This window comes from Streptomyces sp. NPDC025651, assembly GCF_055558735.1.
The window spans coordinates 1,626,511-1,644,250 of the sequence record NZ_JBVHLZ010000001.1 but is presented as its reverse complement, the minus strand read 5'-3'; the positions used below and the strand labels follow the sequence as shown (position 1 = coordinate 1,644,250).

15 protein-coding genes and 1 riboswitch are annotated in these 17,740 nt (G+C 72.9%); of the genes, 12 read left to right on the top strand and 3 right to left on the bottom strand.

Annotated features, from left to right (window positions below; all coding sequences use genetic code 11):
• The first annotated feature begins 112 nt into the window (after positions 1-112).
• The 7 genes from ACZ4D5_RS07660 (at position 113) to ACZ4D5_RS07630 (ending at position 8,569) form a co-directional block, all read left to right on the top strand.
• The gene (locus ACZ4D5_RS07660) at positions 113-1,408 is read left to right on the top strand and encodes an inorganic phosphate transporter (RefSeq protein WP_467771388.1); all 1,296 of its coding nucleotides are present in this window, start codon (positions 113-115) and stop codon (positions 1,406-1,408) included.
• A 12-nt stretch (positions 1,409-1,420) separates the two neighbouring features.
• Complete coding sequence (locus ACZ4D5_RS07655) at positions 1,421-1,645, top strand: hypothetical protein (protein ID WP_362335659.1); 225 nt, start codon at positions 1,421-1,423, stop codon at positions 1,643-1,645.
• Between the two features lie 107 nt (positions 1,646-1,752).
• A riboswitch (cobalamin riboswitch) is annotated at positions 1,753-1,895 on the top strand.
• 108 nt (positions 1,896-2,003) lie between these two features.
• On the top strand, positions 2,004-2,945 hold the full coding sequence (locus ACZ4D5_RS07650) for a cobalamin biosynthesis protein (RefSeq protein WP_467771387.1): 942 nt from the start codon (positions 2,004-2,006) through the stop codon (positions 2,943-2,945).
• Positions 2,942-4,489: a cobyric acid synthase gene (locus ACZ4D5_RS07645; RefSeq protein ID WP_467771386.1), complete on the top strand. Its 1,548-nt coding sequence runs from the start codon at positions 2,942-2,944 to the stop codon at positions 4,487-4,489. The genes ACZ4D5_RS07650 and ACZ4D5_RS07645 overlap by 4 nt, the downstream gene beginning before the upstream one ends.
• Positions 4,486-6,570: a putative cobaltochelatase gene (locus ACZ4D5_RS07640; RefSeq protein WP_467771385.1), complete on the top strand. Its 2,085-nt coding sequence runs from the start codon at positions 4,486-4,488 to the stop codon at positions 6,568-6,570. The genes ACZ4D5_RS07645 and ACZ4D5_RS07640 overlap by 4 nt, the downstream gene beginning before the upstream one ends.
• Positions 6,570-7,178: a cob(I)yrinic acid a,c-diamide adenosyltransferase gene (cobO, locus tag ACZ4D5_RS07635; RefSeq protein WP_362335638.1), complete on the top strand. Its 609-nt coding sequence runs from the start codon at positions 6,570-6,572 to the stop codon at positions 7,176-7,178. Before ACZ4D5_RS07640 ends, cobO begins: the two co-directional genes overlap by 1 nt.
• On the top strand, positions 7,172-8,569 hold the full coding sequence (locus tag ACZ4D5_RS07630; RefSeq protein WP_467771384.1) for a cobyrinate a,c-diamide synthase: 1,398 nt from the start codon (positions 7,172-7,174) through the stop codon (positions 8,567-8,569). The genes cobO and ACZ4D5_RS07630 overlap by 7 nt, the downstream gene beginning before the upstream one ends.
• Positions 8,570-8,583: 14 nt before the next feature.
• Here the strand turns inward: ACZ4D5_RS07630 and ACZ4D5_RS07625 are convergent, their stop codons facing one another.
• Complete coding sequence (locus ACZ4D5_RS07625) at positions 8,584-9,315, bottom strand: ZIP family metal transporter (RefSeq protein WP_467771383.1); 732 nt, start codon at positions 9,313-9,315, stop codon at positions 8,584-8,586.
• Between the two features lie 113 nt (positions 9,316-9,428).
• Here ACZ4D5_RS07625 and cobC point away from each other — a divergent pair, with 113 nt between their 5' ends.
• Complete coding sequence (gene cobC / locus ACZ4D5_RS07620) at positions 9,429-10,934, top strand: Rv2231c family pyridoxal phosphate-dependent protein CobC (protein ID WP_467771382.1); 1,506 nt, start codon at positions 9,429-9,431, stop codon at positions 10,932-10,934.
• A gap of 232 nt (positions 10,935-11,166) precedes the next feature.
• Here cobC and ACZ4D5_RS07615 read toward each other — a convergent pair whose 3' ends face one another.
• Complete coding sequence (locus tag ACZ4D5_RS07615; protein ID WP_467771381.1) at positions 11,167-12,123, bottom strand: SCO1860 family LAETG-anchored protein; 957 nt, start codon at positions 12,121-12,123, stop codon at positions 11,167-11,169.
• 339 nt (positions 12,124-12,462) lie between these two features.
• On the bottom strand, positions 12,463-13,557 hold the full coding sequence (locus tag ACZ4D5_RS07610; RefSeq protein WP_467771380.1) for an amidohydrolase family protein: 1,095 nt from the start codon (positions 13,555-13,557) through the stop codon (positions 12,463-12,465).
• A gap of 100 nt (positions 13,558-13,657) precedes the next feature.
• On the opposite strand from ACZ4D5_RS07610, the gene ACZ4D5_RS07605 reads away from it, so the two are divergent.
• The 4 genes from ACZ4D5_RS07605 to ectB all read left to right on the top strand — a co-directional run bounded on the left by ACZ4D5_RS07605 (position 13,658) and on the right by ectB (position 17,713).
• Complete coding sequence (locus ACZ4D5_RS07605; RefSeq protein ID WP_467771509.1) at positions 13,658-14,758, top strand: pyridoxal-phosphate-dependent aminotransferase family protein; 1,101 nt, start codon at positions 13,658-13,660, stop codon at positions 14,756-14,758.
• A 153-nt stretch (positions 14,759-14,911) separates the two neighbouring features.
• Positions 14,912-15,433, top strand: a complete 522-nt coding sequence (locus tag ACZ4D5_RS07600) for a DinB family protein (protein ID WP_467771379.1) — start codon at positions 14,912-14,914, stop codon at positions 15,431-15,433.
• A gap of 364 nt (positions 15,434-15,797) precedes the next feature.
• Positions 15,798-16,349, top strand: a complete 552-nt coding sequence (ectA, locus tag ACZ4D5_RS07595; RefSeq protein WP_467771378.1) for a diaminobutyrate acetyltransferase — start codon at positions 15,798-15,800, stop codon at positions 16,347-16,349.
• A gap of 92 nt (positions 16,350-16,441) precedes the next feature.
• Complete coding sequence (gene ectB, locus ACZ4D5_RS07590) at positions 16,442-17,713, top strand: diaminobutyrate--2-oxoglutarate transaminase (protein WP_467771377.1); 1,272 nt, start codon at positions 16,442-16,444, stop codon at positions 17,711-17,713.
• Positions 17,714-17,740 lie beyond the last annotated feature (27 nt).

The window sequence follows — 17,740 nt, the reverse complement described above, 5'->3', positions numbered from 1 at the left end:
GAGTGACGGCGCTCCGCTTCGGGTCACTGCACGGCCCGACCCAGTTCACTTTCCGTTCACCCAGGTTGCCTACGTTCCACATGCCACTGACGTCCAACAGAAGCCTGGGTAAATGGAACACATCACGCTTCTCCTCGGGATCGTGATCGTTACCGCTCTCGTGTTCGATTTCACGAACGGTTTCCACGACACTGCCAACGCGATGGCGACGACCATCTCGACCGGCGCTCTGAAGCCCAAGACGGCGGTGGCCATGTCCGCCGTGCTCAACCTCGTCGGCGCCTTCCTCTCCGTCGAAGTCGCCAAGACGATCTCCGGCGGCATCGTCAACGAGGACGGCCTCAAGACAGAGGTCATCTTCGCCGCGCTCGTCGGCGCGATCCTCTGGAATCTGCTGACCTGGCTGGTGGGCCTGCCCTCCAGCTCCTCCCACGCTCTCTTCGGCGGCCTCATCGGCGCCGCGGTCATGTCGATGGGCTGGTCGTCGATCAACGGCGGCACGGTCGTCACCAAGGTCCTGCTGCCCGCCATAGCGGCGCCCCTCGTGGCGGGTCTCGCCGCGATGCTGGCCACGCGCCTGACGTACCGCATCGGCCGCAACACCGACACCAAGGCGACCGCCAAGGGCTACCGCGCGGGCCAGATCGCCTCCGCGGGCCTCGTCTCGCTCGCCCACGGCACGAACGACGCGCAGAAGACCATGGGCATCATCACGCTCGCCCTGGTCACCGGCGGTGTCCTCAACCCCGGCGCGAACCCCCCGATGTGGGTCATCGTCTCGGCCGGCGTGGCCATCGCGCTCGGCACCTACCTCGGCGGCTGGCGCATCATCCGCACCATGGGCAAGGGCCTCACCGACCTCCAGCCGCAGCAGGGCTTCGCCGCCCAGACCAGCGCCGCGACGGTCATCCTGGCCTCCTCGCACCTGGGCTTCTCGCTCTCCACCACCCAGTCCTGCTCCGGCGCCGTGATGGGCGCGGGCCTCGGCCGCAAGGGCGGCGTCGTCCGCTGGTCGACCGCGACCCGGATGTTCGTGGCGTGGGGCCTGACCCTGCCGGCCGCCGGTCTGGTCGGCGCGGGCGCCGAGTTCCTCACCAAGCAGGGCTCCTGGGGCATCGCGGTCACCGCCGCGATCCTGGTCGGCGGCTCGGCCGTGATCTGGGCGCTCTCGCGGCGCAACGCGATCGACCACACCAACGTCACCGACGACGAGATCCGCCACGACGACACCAAGGGCGCCGAGCCCGCGGGCGTCGTGACCACCGCCATCGCCGCCGTGACGCCGCCCCCGGCGGGCGCGATGGCGACCGCGGGCGCCGCCTCCGACGACCCGGTCAAGGCCGCCACGGCCCCGACCACGACCACGACCGGCGCCATGGCGGACCCCGCCAGGCCCGCGACGGTGTAAGGACAGATCAGCATGAGCATCGACTGGGCAGCTCTCGGCTCCGTCTTCGGAGTCAGCCTCGCGGTGACGGTGGCCCTGGTGGGCCTGTTCACCCTCGGCATCGTCGGCCTCTCGAAGCAGGAGACGGCGTCGGCCTCCGGCGGCGGCTCCGCGGCCCTGGCCCGCACCGGCGCGTACGCCTGCTTCGCGCTGTGCGCGGCGGCCGTCGCGTACGGGATCTATCTGATCGTCGCCTGACGACCGGAGTCTTCGGTGGGGCGCGGGGCGTGCGAACGCCTCGCGCCCCACTGCCGTGTGTGGGGCTCCGCACACTCTCCCGCCGCAGGTCAACGGCGAGTTGACGGGCGTTCGCGGGGCGTGGTGGACTGCCGGGGCCAACTACGGCGGCAGAAGAGGAAGCCGGTGCGAATCCGGCGCGGTCCCGCCACTGTCATCGGGGAGACGCTCCCCGCAAGCCAGGAACTCTCGCCGCCGCATCACGTCGAACCAGGGCGCGGACACCCTGAGTGAGGACACATCGCCATGCTCGGCCGCCCGGTGCCGTTCCCCTTCCTGAGTACGAGTTCTCTCCTCAGTACGGCTGCGGGCTGAGCCCATGAGTGCCGATCGCGACTTCGCGTACGGCGCCGCCGTCGGCCTCATCGGCGACCTGCTGCTCGGCGATCCCCGCCGGGGACATCCGGTCGCCGCGTTCGGGCGTGCGGCGGGTGCCGTCGAGCGGGTGCTGTGGCGCGACCACCGCGGGTGGGGCGCGCTGCACGCCGTGGTGTGTGCCGGGGGTGCGGCGGGTGCCGCCGCCCTCGCTTCTTCTCTCGTACGCCGCTCACGTGCCGGATCCGTCGCGCTGACCGCCGCCGCGACCTGGGCCGTGGTCGGCGGGACCTCGCTCGGGCGTGAGGCGCGGGCCATCGGCGGCGCCCTCGAGGCCGGGGACGTCGAGGTCGCGCGGGAGCGGCTGCCGCATCTGTGCGGGCGGGATCCTCAGGCGCTCGACGCGGACGGGATCGCGCGGGCCGTGGTCGAGTCCGTCGCCGAGAACACGTCCGACGCCGTGGTGGGGGCGCTGGTGTGGGGGGCCGTCGGCGGGGTGCCGGGACTCGTCGCCTTCCGCGCCGTCAACACGCTCGACGCGATGGTCGGACACAAGTCGCCCAAGTACCGGCGGTACGGGTGGGCTTCCGCCCGCGCCGACGACGTCTTGGGGTGGCCGGGGGCGCGGCTCACCGCCGTGCTGGCCGTTCTCGCGGGGGATTCGCCCTCGGGGGCGGTGCGGGCCTGGCGTGCGGATGCGCACAAGCACCCCAGCCCCAACGCGGGGCCCGTCGAGGCGTCCTTCGCGGGGGCGTTGGGCGTACGGCTGGGTGGGACCCTCTCGTACGCGGGGCGGGTGGAGCATCGCCCCGTCCTCAACGGCGCCTTGGGACGGGACGTACGGGTCGGGGACATCGAGCGGGCCGTGCGGCTCTCTCGGCGGGTCGGCTGGCTGGCGCTGGGGGTCGCGGTGGCGGCCGCCCGGCGGAAACGGAGAGACGCATGAGTGGCGGACTTCTGGTCGCCGGGACCACCTCTGACGCCGGGAAGAGTGTGGTCACCGCCGGCATCTGCCGGTGGCTGGCCCGCAAGGGTGTGTCCGTCGCGCCGTTCAAGGCGCAGAACATGTCCCTCAACTCCTTCGTCACGCGCGAAGGGGCCGAGATCGGGCGGGCGCAGGCCATGCAGGCGCAGGCCGCCCGCGTCGAGCCGAGCGCGCTGATGAATCCCGTGCTGCTCAAGCCGGGCAGCGACCGGTCGAGTCAGGTCGTGCTCATGGGCAAGCCCGTGGGCGAGATGAGCGCGCGCGGGTACCACGGGGGGCGCCAGGCGGCGCTGCTCGACACCGTCGTGGGATGCCTGGAGGAGCTTCGGGGCAGCTATGACGCCGTGATCTGTGAGGGCGCGGGCAGTCCCGCCGAGATCAATCTGCGGCGTACCGACATCGTGAACATGGGGATCGCGCGCGCCGCCCGCTTCCCCGTGCTCGTGGTCGGGGACATCGACCGGGGTGGGGTCTTCGCCTCGTTCTTCGGGACGACCGCGCTGCTCGCCGCCGAGGACCAGGAGCTGGTCGCCGGGTACCTGGTGAACAAGTTCCGGGGCGACGTGTCGCTGCTCGAACCCGGGCTCGACATGCTGCACGGCCTCACCGGGCGGCGCACGTTCGGCGTGCTGCCGTTCCAGCACGGCCTCGGCATCGACGAGGAGGACGGGCTGCGGGTGTCCCTGCGGGGCGCCGTGCGGGAGTCCGTCGTCGCGCCCCCGGTCGGCGAGGACGTGCTGCGGGTCGCCGTGTGCGCCGTACCCCTGATGTCCAACTTCACGGACGTGGACGCGCTGGCCGCCGAGCCGGGTGTCGTCGTGCGGTTCGTGGACCGGGCCGAGGAGCTCGTCGACGCCGATCTCGTGGTCGTGCCCGGGACGCGGGGCACCGTCCGCGCCCTGCGGTGGCTGCGCGAGCGCGGGCTCGCCGACGCCCTGGCGCGCCGGGCGGCCGAGGGGCGGCCCGTGCTCGGCATCTGCGGCGGCTTCCAGGTCCTCGGCGAGCACATCGAGGACGAGGTCGAGTCGCGGGCCGGTTCCGTGGACGGGCTCGGACTGCTGCCGGTGCGGGTGCGGTTCGCCCGCGAGAAGACCCTCGCGCGGCCGGTGGGCGAAGCACTCGGGGAGCGCGTCGAGGGATACGAGATCCACCACGGCGTGGCCGAGGTCGCGGGCGGGGAACCCTTCCTCGACGGCTGCCGGGTCGGCGAGGTGTGGGGCACGCACTGGCACGGGTCGCTGGAGAGCGACGCGTTCCGGCGGCGGTTCCTGACCGAGGTGGCGCGCGCGGCCGGGCGGCGCTTCGTGCCCGCGCCCGACACCAGCTTCGGCGTGCTGCGCGAGGAACAGCTCGACCTGCTCGGCGATCTGATCGAAGAACACGCGGACACGGACGCGCTGTTGGGCCTGATCGAGAACGGCGCGCCGGGGGGCCTGCCGTTCATCGCGCCCGGAGCACCGCCCGCGCCGTCGGCAGCACCAGAACGTGCCAAGGAGGCCCTGTGAGTACCCCGTACCCGTTCACCGCCCTCGTCGGGCAGGACGACCTGCGGCTCGCGCTCTTGCTGAACGCCGTCTCGCCCGCCGTCGGCGGCGTCCTCGTACGGGGCGAGAAGGGCACCGCCAAGTCCACCGCCGTACGCGCGCTTTCGGCGCTGCTCCCGGAGGTGCCCGTCGTCGCCGGGTGCCGCTTCTCGTGCGATCCTGCGGCCGCCGACCCGAACTGCCCCGACGGACCGCACGAGTCGGGCGGAGACACCGCGCGGCCCGCCCGTATGGTGGAGCTGCCCGTCGGCGCGTCCGAGGACCGGCTCGTCGGCGCCCTCGACATCGAGCGGGCACTCGCGGAGGGCGTGAAGGCCTTCGAGCCCGGACTGCTCGCCGACGCGCACCGCGGCATCCTGTACGTGGACGAGGTCAACCTCCTCCACGACCACCTGGTCGACCTGCTCCTGGACGCCGCCGCGATGGGCGCCTCGTACGTGGAACGCGAAGGTGTGTCCGTGCGGCACGCCGCGCGGTTCCTGCTCGTCGGCACCATGAACCCCGAAGAGGGCGAGCTGCGGCCGCAGTTGCTCGACCGGTTCGGTCTCACCGTCGAGGTGGCCGCCTCGCGCGAGACCGACCAGCGCGTCGAGGTCGTGCGGCGCAGGCTCGCCTACGACGACGACCCCGAGGGCTTCGCGGGACGCTTCGCCGAGGACGAGTCCGCGCTGCGGGCGCGCGTCGTGGCGGCGCGTGCGCTGCTCCCCCAGGTCGTCCTCGGCGACGGCGCGCTGCGGCAGATCGCGGCGACCTGCGCGGCGTTCGAGGTCGACGGCATGCGCGCGGACATCGTGATGGCGCGCACGGCGACGGCGCTGGCCGCGTGGGCGGGCCGCACCGACGTGCAGAGCGAGGACGTGCGCCAGGCCGCGCTGCTCGCGCTGCCGCACCGCAGGCGCCGCAACCCCTTCGACGCTCCGGGCCTCGACGAGGACAAGCTCGACGAGACGCTGGAGGAGGCACGGGAGGACGAGGCCGACGACGCGCCCGAGGGCGACGACGACCCCGACGGCGGCGGCCCCGACGACGGTCCTGGCGGAGGCGGCGGGCAGCCGCCGGCCGGGGACGGCCCCGACTCTCCCGGCTCCTCCGAGTCCCCCTCCCCCGAACTGCCGTCGCAGAGCCAGGATTCGGGCACCGACGAGGCGCCGGCCCCGCAGGAGCCCGCCCCGGCCCCGGGCGGCGCAAGCGGCGAGCAGCAGGCCGTGCGCGCCGCCGAGCCCTTCCGTACCAAGATGCTGAGCGTGCCCGGCATCGGCGAGGGCGCGGCCGGGCGACGCTCGCGCGCCCGCACCGAACACGGCCGCACGACGGGTGCACGCCGCCCCCAAGGCGCCCTGACCAAGCTGCACTTGGCGGCGACGGTGCAGGCCGCCGCCCCGCACCAGAAGGCGCGCGGGCGCTCGGGCGCCGGACTCGTCGTACGCCGCGACGACCTGCGGCAGGCGACGCGCGAGGGGCGTGAGGGCAACCTCGTGCTGTTCGTCGTGGACGCATCGGGTTCGATGGCGGCGCGGCAGCGGATGAGCGCCGTCAAGGGCGCCGTGCTCTCCCTCCTCCTCGACGCCTACCAGCGGCGCGACAAGGTGGGCCTCGTGACGTTCCGGGGCTCTCAGGCCGAGGTGGCGCTGCCCCCGACGTCGTCGGTGGACGCGGCCGCGTCCCGCCTCGAATCGCTGCCGACCGGCGGACGGACCCCGTTGGCCGCGGGCCTGTTGAAGGCGCACGACGTGCTGCGGATCGAGCGGCTGCGCGATGCCGCGCGGCGCCCCCTGGTGGTCGTGGTGACGGACGGGCGCGCCACCGGAGGCGTCGAGCCGGTGGCCCGTGCCGGGCGCGCGGCGCGGCTGTTCGCGGCCGAGGGCGTCGCCTGCGTGGTCGTCGACTGCGAGACGGGCCACGTACGGCTCGGTCTGGCCCGGCAGCTGGCGGGCGAGCTCGGCGGGACGGCCGTGACCCTCGACGAGCTGCGGGCGGACTCCATCGCGGGGCTCGTCAAGGACGTACAGGGAATGAACTCGCCTTCGAGGAGGGCCGCTTAATGCCGCAGGGACAGCCGAGTGTCGTGCCGGACGACGGGCTCACGACGCGCCAGCGCCGCAACCGCCCGCTCGTCTTCGTCCACACGGGCATCGGCAAGGGCAAGTCGACCGCCGCGTTCGGGCTCGCGCTGCGGGCCTGGAATCAGGGGTGGCCGATCGGGGTCTTCCAGTTCGTGAAGTCGGCGAAGTGGAAGGTCGGCGAGGAGAACGCGCTGAAGGTGCTCGGCGCCTCCGGCGAGGGCGGCACGGTCGCCTGGCACAAGATGGGCGAGGGCTGGTCGTGGATCCAGCGCGCCCCCGCCGAGGGCGAGTTGACCAACGAGGACAAGGCCCGCGAGGGCTGGGAGCAGGTCAAGCGCGACCTCGCGGAGGAGACGTACAAGCTGTACGTCCTCGACGAGTTCGCCTACCCGATGCACTGGGGCTGGATCGACACCGACGAGGTGGTGGAGGTGCTGCGGAACCGGCCCGGTACGCAGCACGTGGTCATCACCGGGCGGAACGCCCCCCAGAAGCTGATCGACTTCGCCGACCTGGTCACCGACATGTCCAAGGTCAAGCATCCGATGGACGCCGGACAGAAGGGCCAGAGGGGCATCGAGTGGTAGCTCGCCTCGTCATCGCGGCGCCGTCGTCGGGCAGCGGCAAGACGACCGTCGCGACGGGCCTGATGGCCGCCTTCACGGCGGCCGGGCTCGCCGTCTCCCCGCACAAGGTCGGGCCCGACTACATCGACCCCGGCTACCACGCGCTCGCGACCGGACGGCCGGGGCGCAACCTCGACGCGTTCCTGTGCGGGCCCGACCTGATCGCGCCGCTGTTCGCACACGGGGCCGCCGGGTGCGACCTCGCCGTGGTCGAGGGCGTGATGGGGATGTACGACGGCGCCGCGGGGCAGGGCGAGCTCGCCTCCACGGCGCACGTCGCGAAGCTGCTGCGGGCGCCGGTCGTGCTGGTCGTCGACGCGTCGTCGCAGTCTCGGTCGGTGGCGGCGCTGGTACACGGCTTCGCCTCGTGGGACCCCGAGGTGCGGGTGGCGGGCGTCATCCTCAACAAGGTCGGCTCCGATCGGCACGAGGCGCTGTTGCGGGAGGCGTTGGACGAGGCGGGGGTGCCGGTTCTCGGCGCTCTGCGCCGCGCTCCCCAGGTGCAGGCGCCCTCGCGGCACCTGGGGCTCGTACCGGTCGCCGAGCGGCAGTCCGACGCGGTCGAGTCGGTGGCGGCGCTGGCTGCACGGGTGCGGGAAGGGTGTGACCTGGAGGGGCTTCTCGCGCTGGCGCGCAGTGCGCCTGCCCTGCCGGGTGCGGCGTGGGAGCCTCAAACGGGGCTCGGTCGATCACCGGCTTCGCCGAGTTCGTCCTCAAGCGCCGGACGGGCTGGATATCCGGCCGAGCCGGGGAGGCCGCTCATCGCCGTCGCGGGCGGAGCCGCCTTCACCTTCTCCTACGCCGAGCACGCCGAGCTGCTCACCGCCGCCGGAGCCGAGGTCGTGACGTTCGACCCGCTCCGTGACGAGCAACTGCCCGACGGGACCGCCGGGTTGGTCATCGGGGGCGGGTTTCCCGAGGTGTACGCGCCTGAGCTGTCCGCCAACGAGGCGCTGCGCAAGGCCGTCGCCGAACTCGCCCGCTCCGGGGCGCCCGTGGCCGCCGAGTGCGCGGGGCTGCTGTATCTCTCGCGGGAGTTGGACGGGAAGCCGATGTGCGGGGTGCTCGATGCCGACGCACGGATGTCGGAGCGGCTGACGCTGGGGTACCGCGAGGCCGTCGCCGTGTCGGACAGTGTGCTCGCGGTCGCGGGGACGCGGATGCGGGGGCACGAGTTCCACCGCACGGTCGTCGAGCCGGGGGCCGGGTCCGCGCCCGCCTGGGGGCTGCACAAGCCCGAGCGGCGTGTCGAGGGATTCGTACAGGAGAACGTGCACGCCAGCTATCTGCACACGCACTGGGCGGCGGAGCCGGGTGTCGCGCGCCGCTTCGTCGGGCGATGCGCGACGTGAGCACGGGCCGCGGCTCAGTCCGCGACGCCCACCACGAGCCAGATGAACGCCGCGCCCGCCACCGTGCACAGCAGGGTCGAGCGGGCCGGGTGGTCGTGGTGCGCCTCGGGCAGGATCTCGGCGGCCGCGAGGTAGAGCAGCGCGCCGCCGAAGAAGCCCAGATAACCGCCGAGCAGTTGCTCCGGAATGGTGAAGAGCAGGGTCGACGCGGCGCCCACCACCGGGGCCGCCGCGTCCGCGAACAGCATCGCGATGGCCTTGCGGCGGGCGTTCCCGTACAGGCTGGTGAGCGTGTACGTGTTGAAGCCGTCCGCGAAGTCGTGCGCGATGACGGCCAGCGCCACGGCCACGCCCATGCCTCCGCCCACCTGGAAGGCGGCGCCGATCGCGACGCCGTCCATGACGCTGTGCCCGACCATGGCGGCGGCCGCCGTGAGGCCCACCTCGGGGACCCTTCCGTGGTCGTGCTCGTCGGCGCCGTGCGCGGCGCGGCGGCCCGCCAGGAGGCGTTCCACCAGATGGGCGACGAGGAAACCGGCCACGAAGAGGAGCAGGGCCGCGGGGACGCCGAAGACGGGCCCGCCCGCGGCGTCCAGCGCCTCCGGCAGCAGGTCGAGGCCGACGACGCCGAGCATCAGGCCGCCCGCGAGCCCCAGGACGAGGTGGCGCCGGTCGGTGACCCGCTGGGCCGTCCAGCCGCCCACCAGGGTCATGAGGAAGGCGCCGAGCGCCACGAACACCGCCATGGGCCCTTGCTAACCGATTGACCCCCTGCCCCGCACATCCACTTCCCTCTCCACGCCCGCCCCCTCTTCCCTCACCCCCCTCACCCCCCATCCCGTACGAAAGGACCCTCCCCATGGCCGCATCCGGTGCCGGAAAGGTGCCGTCCGGCACGGACGCCGTTCTCGTCGTCGGCGTCGGCGCCTGCGAGGACGCTCCCGTGGAGGAGGTGCTCGGGCTGGTACGGGACGCGGTCCGCGAGGCCGGCTTCACCGAGGAGGCGGTCGCCGAGCTGGCGACGGTCGACGTGAAGGCCGGGGAGCCGGGGATCGTGGGGGCGGCGGCGCGGCTCGGGGTGCCGCTGGTGGCGTATCCGGCGGCGGAGCTCGCGCGGGTGGCGGTGCCGAATCCGACCGCGCGCTCCCGTGCGGCCGTGGGGACGCCGTCCGTGGCGGAGGCGGCGGCGTTGCGGGCGGGCGGTGAACTCCTCGTGCCCAAGCGGAAGTCGGCGCCGGTGGGGCGGCCGTCGATGGCGACCTGCGCGGTCGCGGGCCGGCCTCGGCCTCGGCCTCGGGAGGACGCCGCGGCTCATGACCTGCGGCACCACGGGGACGCCGAGGTGCGGGACGACGGCGCGGGGCTCACCGATCTGGCGGTGAACGTACGGTCGGACACGCCGCCGGCCTGGCTCAAGGAGGTGATCGCCGCGTCCCTCGACGGGCTCGCGGCGTATCCGGACGGGCGGGCCGCGCGGGCGGCGGTGGCGGAGCGGCATGGGGTGACGCCGGACCGGGTGTTGCTGACGTCAGGGGCCGCGGAGGCGTTCGTGCTGTTGGCGCGGGCGCTGAAGGTACGTCATCCGTACGTCGTGCACCCGCAGTTCACGGAGCCGGAGGCGGCCTTGCGGGATGCGGGGCACGAGGTGGGGCGGGTGCTGCTGCGCGCGGAGGGCGGCTTCCGTCTGGATCCGGCGGCGGTGCCGGAGGAGGCCGATCTGGTGGTGATCGGCAATCCGACCAACCCGACGTCCGTGCTGCACCCGGCGGCGTCGATCGCCGAACTGGCGCGTCCTGGACGGGTCTTGGTGGTGGACGAGGCGTTCATGGACGCGGTGCCGGGTGAGCGGGAGGCGTTGGCGGGGCGGACGGACGTTCCGGGGCTCGTGGTGCTGCGGAGCCTCACGAAGACGTGGGGTCTTGCGGGGCTGAGGATCGGCTACGTCCTCGCCGCCCCCGACACGATCTCCGCCCTCGCGCAGGCGCAGCCGCTGTGGCCGGTGTCGACGCCTGCGTTGGTCGCGGCGAGGGCGTGTGTGGGGCCGCGGGCGGTGGCGGAGGCGGGGCACGCGGCGCATCGCATCGCCGCGGACCGGGCGCATCTCCTTGCCGGGCTCGGGGAGTTGGCGCGGGCGGGGGTGTCGGTGGCGACCCCGGCGGAAGGGCCCTTTCTGCTGCTTCGGGTGCCGGGGGCCGCGGGGGTCCGCGAGCGGCTTCGGAAGCGGGGGTTCGCGGTGCGGCGCGGCGACACGTTTCCCGGCCTGGGGCCCGACTGGATCCGCGTGGCGGTCAGGGACCGCGGGACGTCCGACCGCTTCCTGTCCACGCTGACGGAGGTGTTGTCGCCGCAGCGGGGCGGGGCCTGACGCGCCTGTCACCCGGCGGCATCCCCCGCCCCGCCGCTGCGCGGCGGCCATCCCCCGCCCCCAGGCCGGTGCGCTCAGAAGCAGAGGGCGGGCGAGGACGGGGGTGGGCCCGCCCTGCAGTCGAACAGGCCGCACCCCCACGCCCCGGCCCCGGCGGCGGACCCCGCCGAGCGACCAACCCGGTCACGGACCCCGCCGAGCGACCACCCCGGTCACGGACCCCGCCGAGCGACTACCCCCGGCTGCGGCGCGACAGCGCCACCGCGCCGCCTCCCGCCGCCAGCAGGGCCACCGCGCCGCCCGCGATGTACGGCGTCAGTGAACTGCCGCCCGTTTCCGCGAGGTTGGCCTCCGTGGCCTTCGGCTCGGCCGGGGTGGTCTTCGGCTCCGTCCTCGACTCCACCGGCTCCGACCGCTCGCCCTGCGGCTTCGGCTTCGTCCCGTTCTCCTTGGCCGGGGTCTCGCACCCCGCCCCCGCCAGCGTCACCGTGCCCTCGACCTCCGCCACGTTCAGCTTCAGGGGGTTCACGGACACCTTCAGTTCCAGCGCGGACGCAGCGGCCGTACGCGAGGTCGTCCGCGTCTTCGACAGGGCGAGGCTCACGTCGCCGACCCCGGGCACCTTCACCTCGCTCGTCCCGCCCGCGGTCACCGTGACCTTCTTGCCGAGCACCGTCACCCCGCCCAGCAGGTTCGATTCGGCGACCGGCCGCTCGCCCGCCGCGCAGACCGCCTTCGACGTCACCTGGCCGACCTCGACGAGGGACAGCAGCGGCAGCCCCGGCACATGCACCTTGGCCCGCGCGATGTTGCTGTACCCCTCCGCCCTGCCGCCCTCCACGGTCGCCTTGGCGGTGGCCACGTCGGCCCGCAGCACGCTGAACGGCCGCCCGCCGTCGACCCCGTCCAGCTGGGCGGTCAGCGCCGTCTTCTCGGCGCTCGCGGGAGCCTGCACTTCGTTCAGGGCGACCTTGAGCGGGACGTTCACGGTCTTGTTGAGCAGGGAGACGTCGAGCCCGGTCCGCAGCACGACGGCGTCCGCGCGTCCGCCGCGCGCGCCGTCGCCGCCGCCCCCGGTCGCCTGCGCGGACCCGGCACCGGCGAGGGCCGCGGGACCGGCGGCCAGGGCGGTGGTGATCGCGACGACGGAGAGGCGGCGCGCGGGCATGCGGAACGTGTTGCTGTTCAAAGTGGTGGAACCCCCACAAGAGAAACGGAGCCACCGGCGGCGCACGCCACATGGGGACATCGCGTGCGCACCGAAGGCGTCGCCCTCCCTCGACGGAGGACGACGCGGGAATCTTTACGCACTCAGAGTGAACGAGCAGCAACCTGGCGTGAGTTCACTCCAAAGGGAGGTTTCCGACCTCTCTTTCGAATCTCCAGGCACGTGCGTTCCCCCACGCCTCCGAGCGCCCCCTGGGCGCCACCCGCGCACCACCCCTGCCTCGCACGGAAGTTGACGCGAGGTCCCCTGCGGGGCAATTTCAACGACCCACCCCCGCGCCACGTCACGCCCAGGTCAACTTCACCCCACCACCCGCCCGTTCAGCACCACCCGCCGCGGCGCCGCGAGCACCCGCACGTCCTGCCGCGGATCCGCCTCGTACACCACGAGGTCCGCCGGCGCCCCCTCGACGAGGCCGGGCCGCCCCAGCCACTCCCGCGCGCCCCAGGTCGTCGCCGAGAGGGCGTCCACCGCGGGGATGCCGGCGAGGGTCAGCTCGGCGACCTCGGCGGCCACCAGACCGTGCGCGAGGGAACCCCCCGCGTCCGTGCCCGCGTAGACCGGGACGCCCGCGTCGTAGGCGGCCCGCACCGTGTCGTAGCGGCGTTCGTGCAGCCGCCGCATGTGCTGCGACCAGCGCGGGAACTTCGCCTCGCCGCCCGCCGCGAGGTCCGGGAACGTGGCGATGTTGACCAGCGTCGGGACGATCGCGACGCCCCGCTCCGCGAAGAGCGGGATGGTGTCCTCGGTCAGACCCGTCGCGTGCTCGACGCAGTCGATGCCCGCCTCGACCAGATCCCGCAGCGAGTCCTCGGCGAAGCAGTGGGCCGTGACGCGGGCGCCCAGGCGGTGCGCCTCCGCGATCGCCGCCTCGACCGCCCCGCGGGGCCAGCACGCCGTCAGGTCGCCGACCTCGCGGTCGATCCAGTCGCCGACGAGCTTGACCCAGCCGTCGCCGCGGCGCGCCTCCTGGGCGACGTACGCGACCAGGTCCTCGGGCTCGATCTCGTGGGCGTAGTTACGGATGTAGCGGCGCGTGCGCGCGATGTGGCGGCCCGCGCGGATGATCTTCGGGAGGTCCTCGCGGTCGTCGATCCAGCGGGTGTCGGACGGGGAGCCCGCGTCACGGATCAGGAGGGCGCCGATCTCCCGGTCGGTGAGGGCCTGCTTCTCGGCGGTGGCGGCGTCGACGGGACCGTGCGCGTCCAGGCCGACGTGGCAGTGGGCGTCGACCAGGCCGGGCAGCGCCCAGCCCGCCACGGTGACCGTCTCCGTCGCCGGGGCGAGGGGGCGGTCGTACGTCACCCTCCCCCCGACCACCCACAGTTCGTCCCGTACGTCATCGGGCCCGACGAGCACCCGCCCCTTCACGTGCAGCACCGCGTGATCGCTCATGAGCAGCAGCCTAAAAGGCGGCCGGTACGCTCGGTAGCGCAGCCCGAAACCGTGGCCGAACGAACTCGTGAGCGAAGTGAGCAGTGACGTGAGCAGTACTGTGACGCACCCCTTTCTGGACCTGGCGCCGCTGAGCGCCCAGCACTTCGCCGCCATCGAGGCGCGGGTGGCCCGGCTGCTCGACACCGAGCAGGACGTCGTGATCATGCAGGGTGAGGCCCTGCTGCCCCTGGAGGGGTGCATCCGGGGCGCCGCACGGCCGGGCACGACCGCGCTGAACGTGATCACGGGACCGTACGGCCAGACCTTCGGGAACTGGCTGCGGGACTGCGGCGCGACGGTGATCGACCTCGCGGTCCCCTTCCACACCGCCGTCACCGCCGACCAGGTGCGCCAGGCGTTCACCGAGCACCCGGAGATCGACTTCGTCTCGCTGGTGCACGCGGAGGCGGCGACCGGCAACACCAACCCCGTCGCGGAGATCGGTGAGGTGGTGCGCGAGCACGGCGCGCTGTTCATGCTGGACGCCGTCGCCTCGGTGGCCGCCGAGCCGCTGCTGCCGGACGCGTGGGGTGTGGACCTGTGCGTGATCGGCGCGCAGAAGGCGATGGGCGGTCCCGCGGGCGTCTCCGCGGTGTCCGTGAGCGAGCGGGCCTGGCAGCGCGTCGCCGCCAACCCGCAGGCGCCGCGCCGCTCCTACCTCTCCCTCCTGGACTGGAAGGAGCGCTGGATCGACGGCGGCCGCAAGGCCCTCCTCCACGCGCCCGCCCAGCTGGAGATGCTGGCCCTCGAGGCGTGCGTGGAGCGCATCGAGACGGAGGGCCTGGACGCCCTGATGGCGCGGCACGCCACCGCCGCGGCCGCGACCCGCGCGGGGGCGCTGGCGCTCGGCGGGGGTCTGGAGCCGTATGTGTACGAGGCGGGGGACGCGGCCCCGGTCGCCACGACCCTGCGGGCGCCCTCGGGCGTCGACGCCTCGGAGCTCGTCGCCAAGGCACTCGCGGCCGACCCGGTGCTTCCGCTGGTCGCCGGGGGTGGGGCGCTGGCCGAGGAGATGATCCGGGTCAACCACTACGGCCCGGACGCGACCCGCGGCGTCGTGCACGCCTCGCTCGCCGCTCTGGGCGCCGCGATGGGCGAGGCGGGGCTCACGGTGGACCTGGAGGCGGCCCGCCGCGCGGTGACGGACGCCTGGCGCTGAGCGCTCGGCCGGACGTGCCCTGGGATGTGCCACGTCTTGCCGTCGGTTGTCCGCGGGCGCGGTGTGGCCGGTCGCGCGGTTCCCCGCGCCCCTTCGGGGCGCGCACCGACTGACCCCTGGTGGCCGCCCCGCGGCCATGGCAGCGTGCCTGCCATGACGACACTTCCGGACGGCCGCACCATCCCGCCCCCGACCGCCGACGAGCCCGCCATGCTGGCGAGTTGGCTCGACATCCACCGCGCGACGCTCGCCCTGAAGTGCGCGGGCCTCGACGACGAGCAGACGCTGCGCGCGAGCGCCGAGCCGTCCTCGCTGACGCTGTTCGGCCTCGTGCAGCACCTCGCCGAGGTGGAGCGGAACTGGATCCAGCGCGTGTTCGCCCGGCGGGACGTCCCGCCGCTCTACGGCGACCGGAGCGGTTTCACCCTGGACCGGACGCGGACGTTCGCCGAGGTGCTCGCGGTCTGGGAGCGGGAGGTCGCGGTGAACCGCGAGATCTGCGCGGGCCGTTCGCTCGACGACACGGGGCGGCTGGGCCCCGAGGAGGCGGCGGTCATGGGCGGCGACGCGGTCAGCCTCCGCTGGATCCTGATCCATCTCATCGAGGAGTACGCGCGCCACAACGGCCATGCGGATCTCTTGCGCGAACGTATCGACGGCGTAACCGGAACGTGAATCCGATGTGGCGTTCACGGCGCCCTAGAGCACCTCCCCGCCTTTTCTCAGCGTATTCTCACGAATTCTTTATCGGCACCTTTATCAGCACAGCTTCCCGTATTCTTCTGCCCGCTTTCCCGGGACCTAAACACAAAGATTTCGACAGCACCAAACCACGTAATTCGGGCACGTCTCGCCGGAGTTACGACTCTGTGACGTACTCCACATCGAGACCGATTTGTACGTTATGGGCCGGGCAAATACCCATAAATCCAAGGGGTCTCATGCCCGCGCGCACCCCCGCGTGATAACACATGAAGCGCCTTGGCGTAACCCCTTCCCCCGATGCAATCCCAGGAATTGCTCGGTAAATTCAATCCGCATGACCGCTGCACAAGCCGATCTACCGACCGACCTGCAAGCGAAATTCCCGAAAATGCCGGAGGGGCTGCGACTCGACAGCCCTGCCGTCGCCGACGGCGCCGCGATCTGGCGGATCGCCCGCGACTCCAAGGTCCTCGACCTCAACTCCTCGTACAGCTATCTGCTGTGGTGTCGCGACTTCGCGCGCACCTCCGTCGTGGCGCGGGACGCCGACGGCGAGGTGGCCGGCTTCATCACCGGCTACGTCCGGCCCGAGCGGCCCCGCACCCTGATGGTCTGGCAGGTGGCCGTCGACCACCCGCACCGTGGCAAGGGACTCGCCGCCGCCCTCCTCGACGGGCTGACCGCGAATGTGGCCGCCGGGCACGTGATCGACTCCCTGGAGACGACCATCTCGCCCGACAACACGGCCTCCGAGGCGCTCTTCACTTCGTACGCGAGGCGGCACGGCGCATCGGTCGCGCGCACGGTCCTGTTCGACGCGGGCCTGTTCCCCGACGACGGGCACGAGCCAGAGGTGCTCTACGTCATCGAGCCGCTGCCGCACTGAGCGACGGCGGGCGGCGGACACCCGCCCCACCCCGGTCTTCCATCAACACCCCCCACCTCCCTCGCACTTCTTCATCTCCCAGGAGATTCGCTGTGACCATCACCCAGCCCGACCTGAGCGTCTTCGAGACCCTGGAGTCGGAGGTGCGCAGCTACTGCCGCGGTTGGCCTACGGTCTTCGACCGCGCGCAGGGCAGCCGCATGTTCGACGAGGACGGCCACGAGTACCTCGACTTCTTCGCCGGCGCCGGTTCCCTCAACTACGGCCACAACAACCCCGTGTTGAAACGCGCCCTCATCGACTACCTGGAGCGCGACGGCGTCACGCACGGCCTCGACATGTCGACGACCGCGAAGCGCGCCTTCCTGGAGTCGTTCCAGAACATCATCCTGCGCCCGCGCGACCTGCCGTACAAGGTCATGTTCCCGGGCCCGACGGGCACCAACGCCGTGGAGTCGGCGCTGAAGCTGGCCCGCAAGGTCAAGGGCCGCGAGTCGATCGTGTCGTTCACGAACGCCTTCCACGGCATGTCGCTCGGCTCGCTCGCCGTGACCGGCAACGCGTTCAAGCGTGCGGGCGCCGGCATCCCGCTGGTGCACGGCACGCCGATGCCGTTCGACCAGTACCTCGACGGCAGGACCCCCGACTTCATCTGGTTCGAGCGGCTCCTGGAGGACCAGGGCTCGGGCCTCAACCAGCCCGCCGCCGTGATCGTCGAGACGGTGCAGGGCGAGGGCGGCATCAACGTGGCCCGCGCCGAGTGGCTGCGCAAGCTCGCCGAGGTGTGCGAGCGCTGGGACATGCTCCTGATCGTCGACGACATCCAGATGGGCTGCGGCCGCACCGGCGCCTTCTTCTCCTTCGAGGAGGCGGGCATCACGCCGGACATCGTGACGGTGTCGAAGTCCATCAGCGGCTACGGCCTGCCCATGTCGCTCTGCCTGTTCAAGCCGGAGCTCGACGTGTGGGAGCCGGGCGAGCACAACGGCACGTTCCGCGGCAACAACCCCGCGTTCGTGACGGCCGCCGCCGCCCTGGAGACCTACTGGACCGACGGCCCCGCGATGGAGAAGCAGACCCGCGCCCGCGGCGAGCAGGTGGAGCAGGCGCTGGTCGCGATCGTCGACGAGAACCGTGACGCGATCAAGGAGTACCGCGGCCGCGGCCTGGTGTGGGGCGTCGAGTTCCACGACAAGGACCGCGCGGGCGCCGTGGCGAAGCGGGCCTTCGAACTGGGCCTGCTCATCGAGACCTCCGGCCCCGAGGGCGAGGTCGTCAAGCTCCTTCCGGCGCTGACGATCACGTCCGACGAGCTGGACGAGGGGCTGCGCACGCTCGCCCGCGCGGTACGCGAGACCGCCTGAGCGAGCGCACCGCCCAGCCCTCTGCAA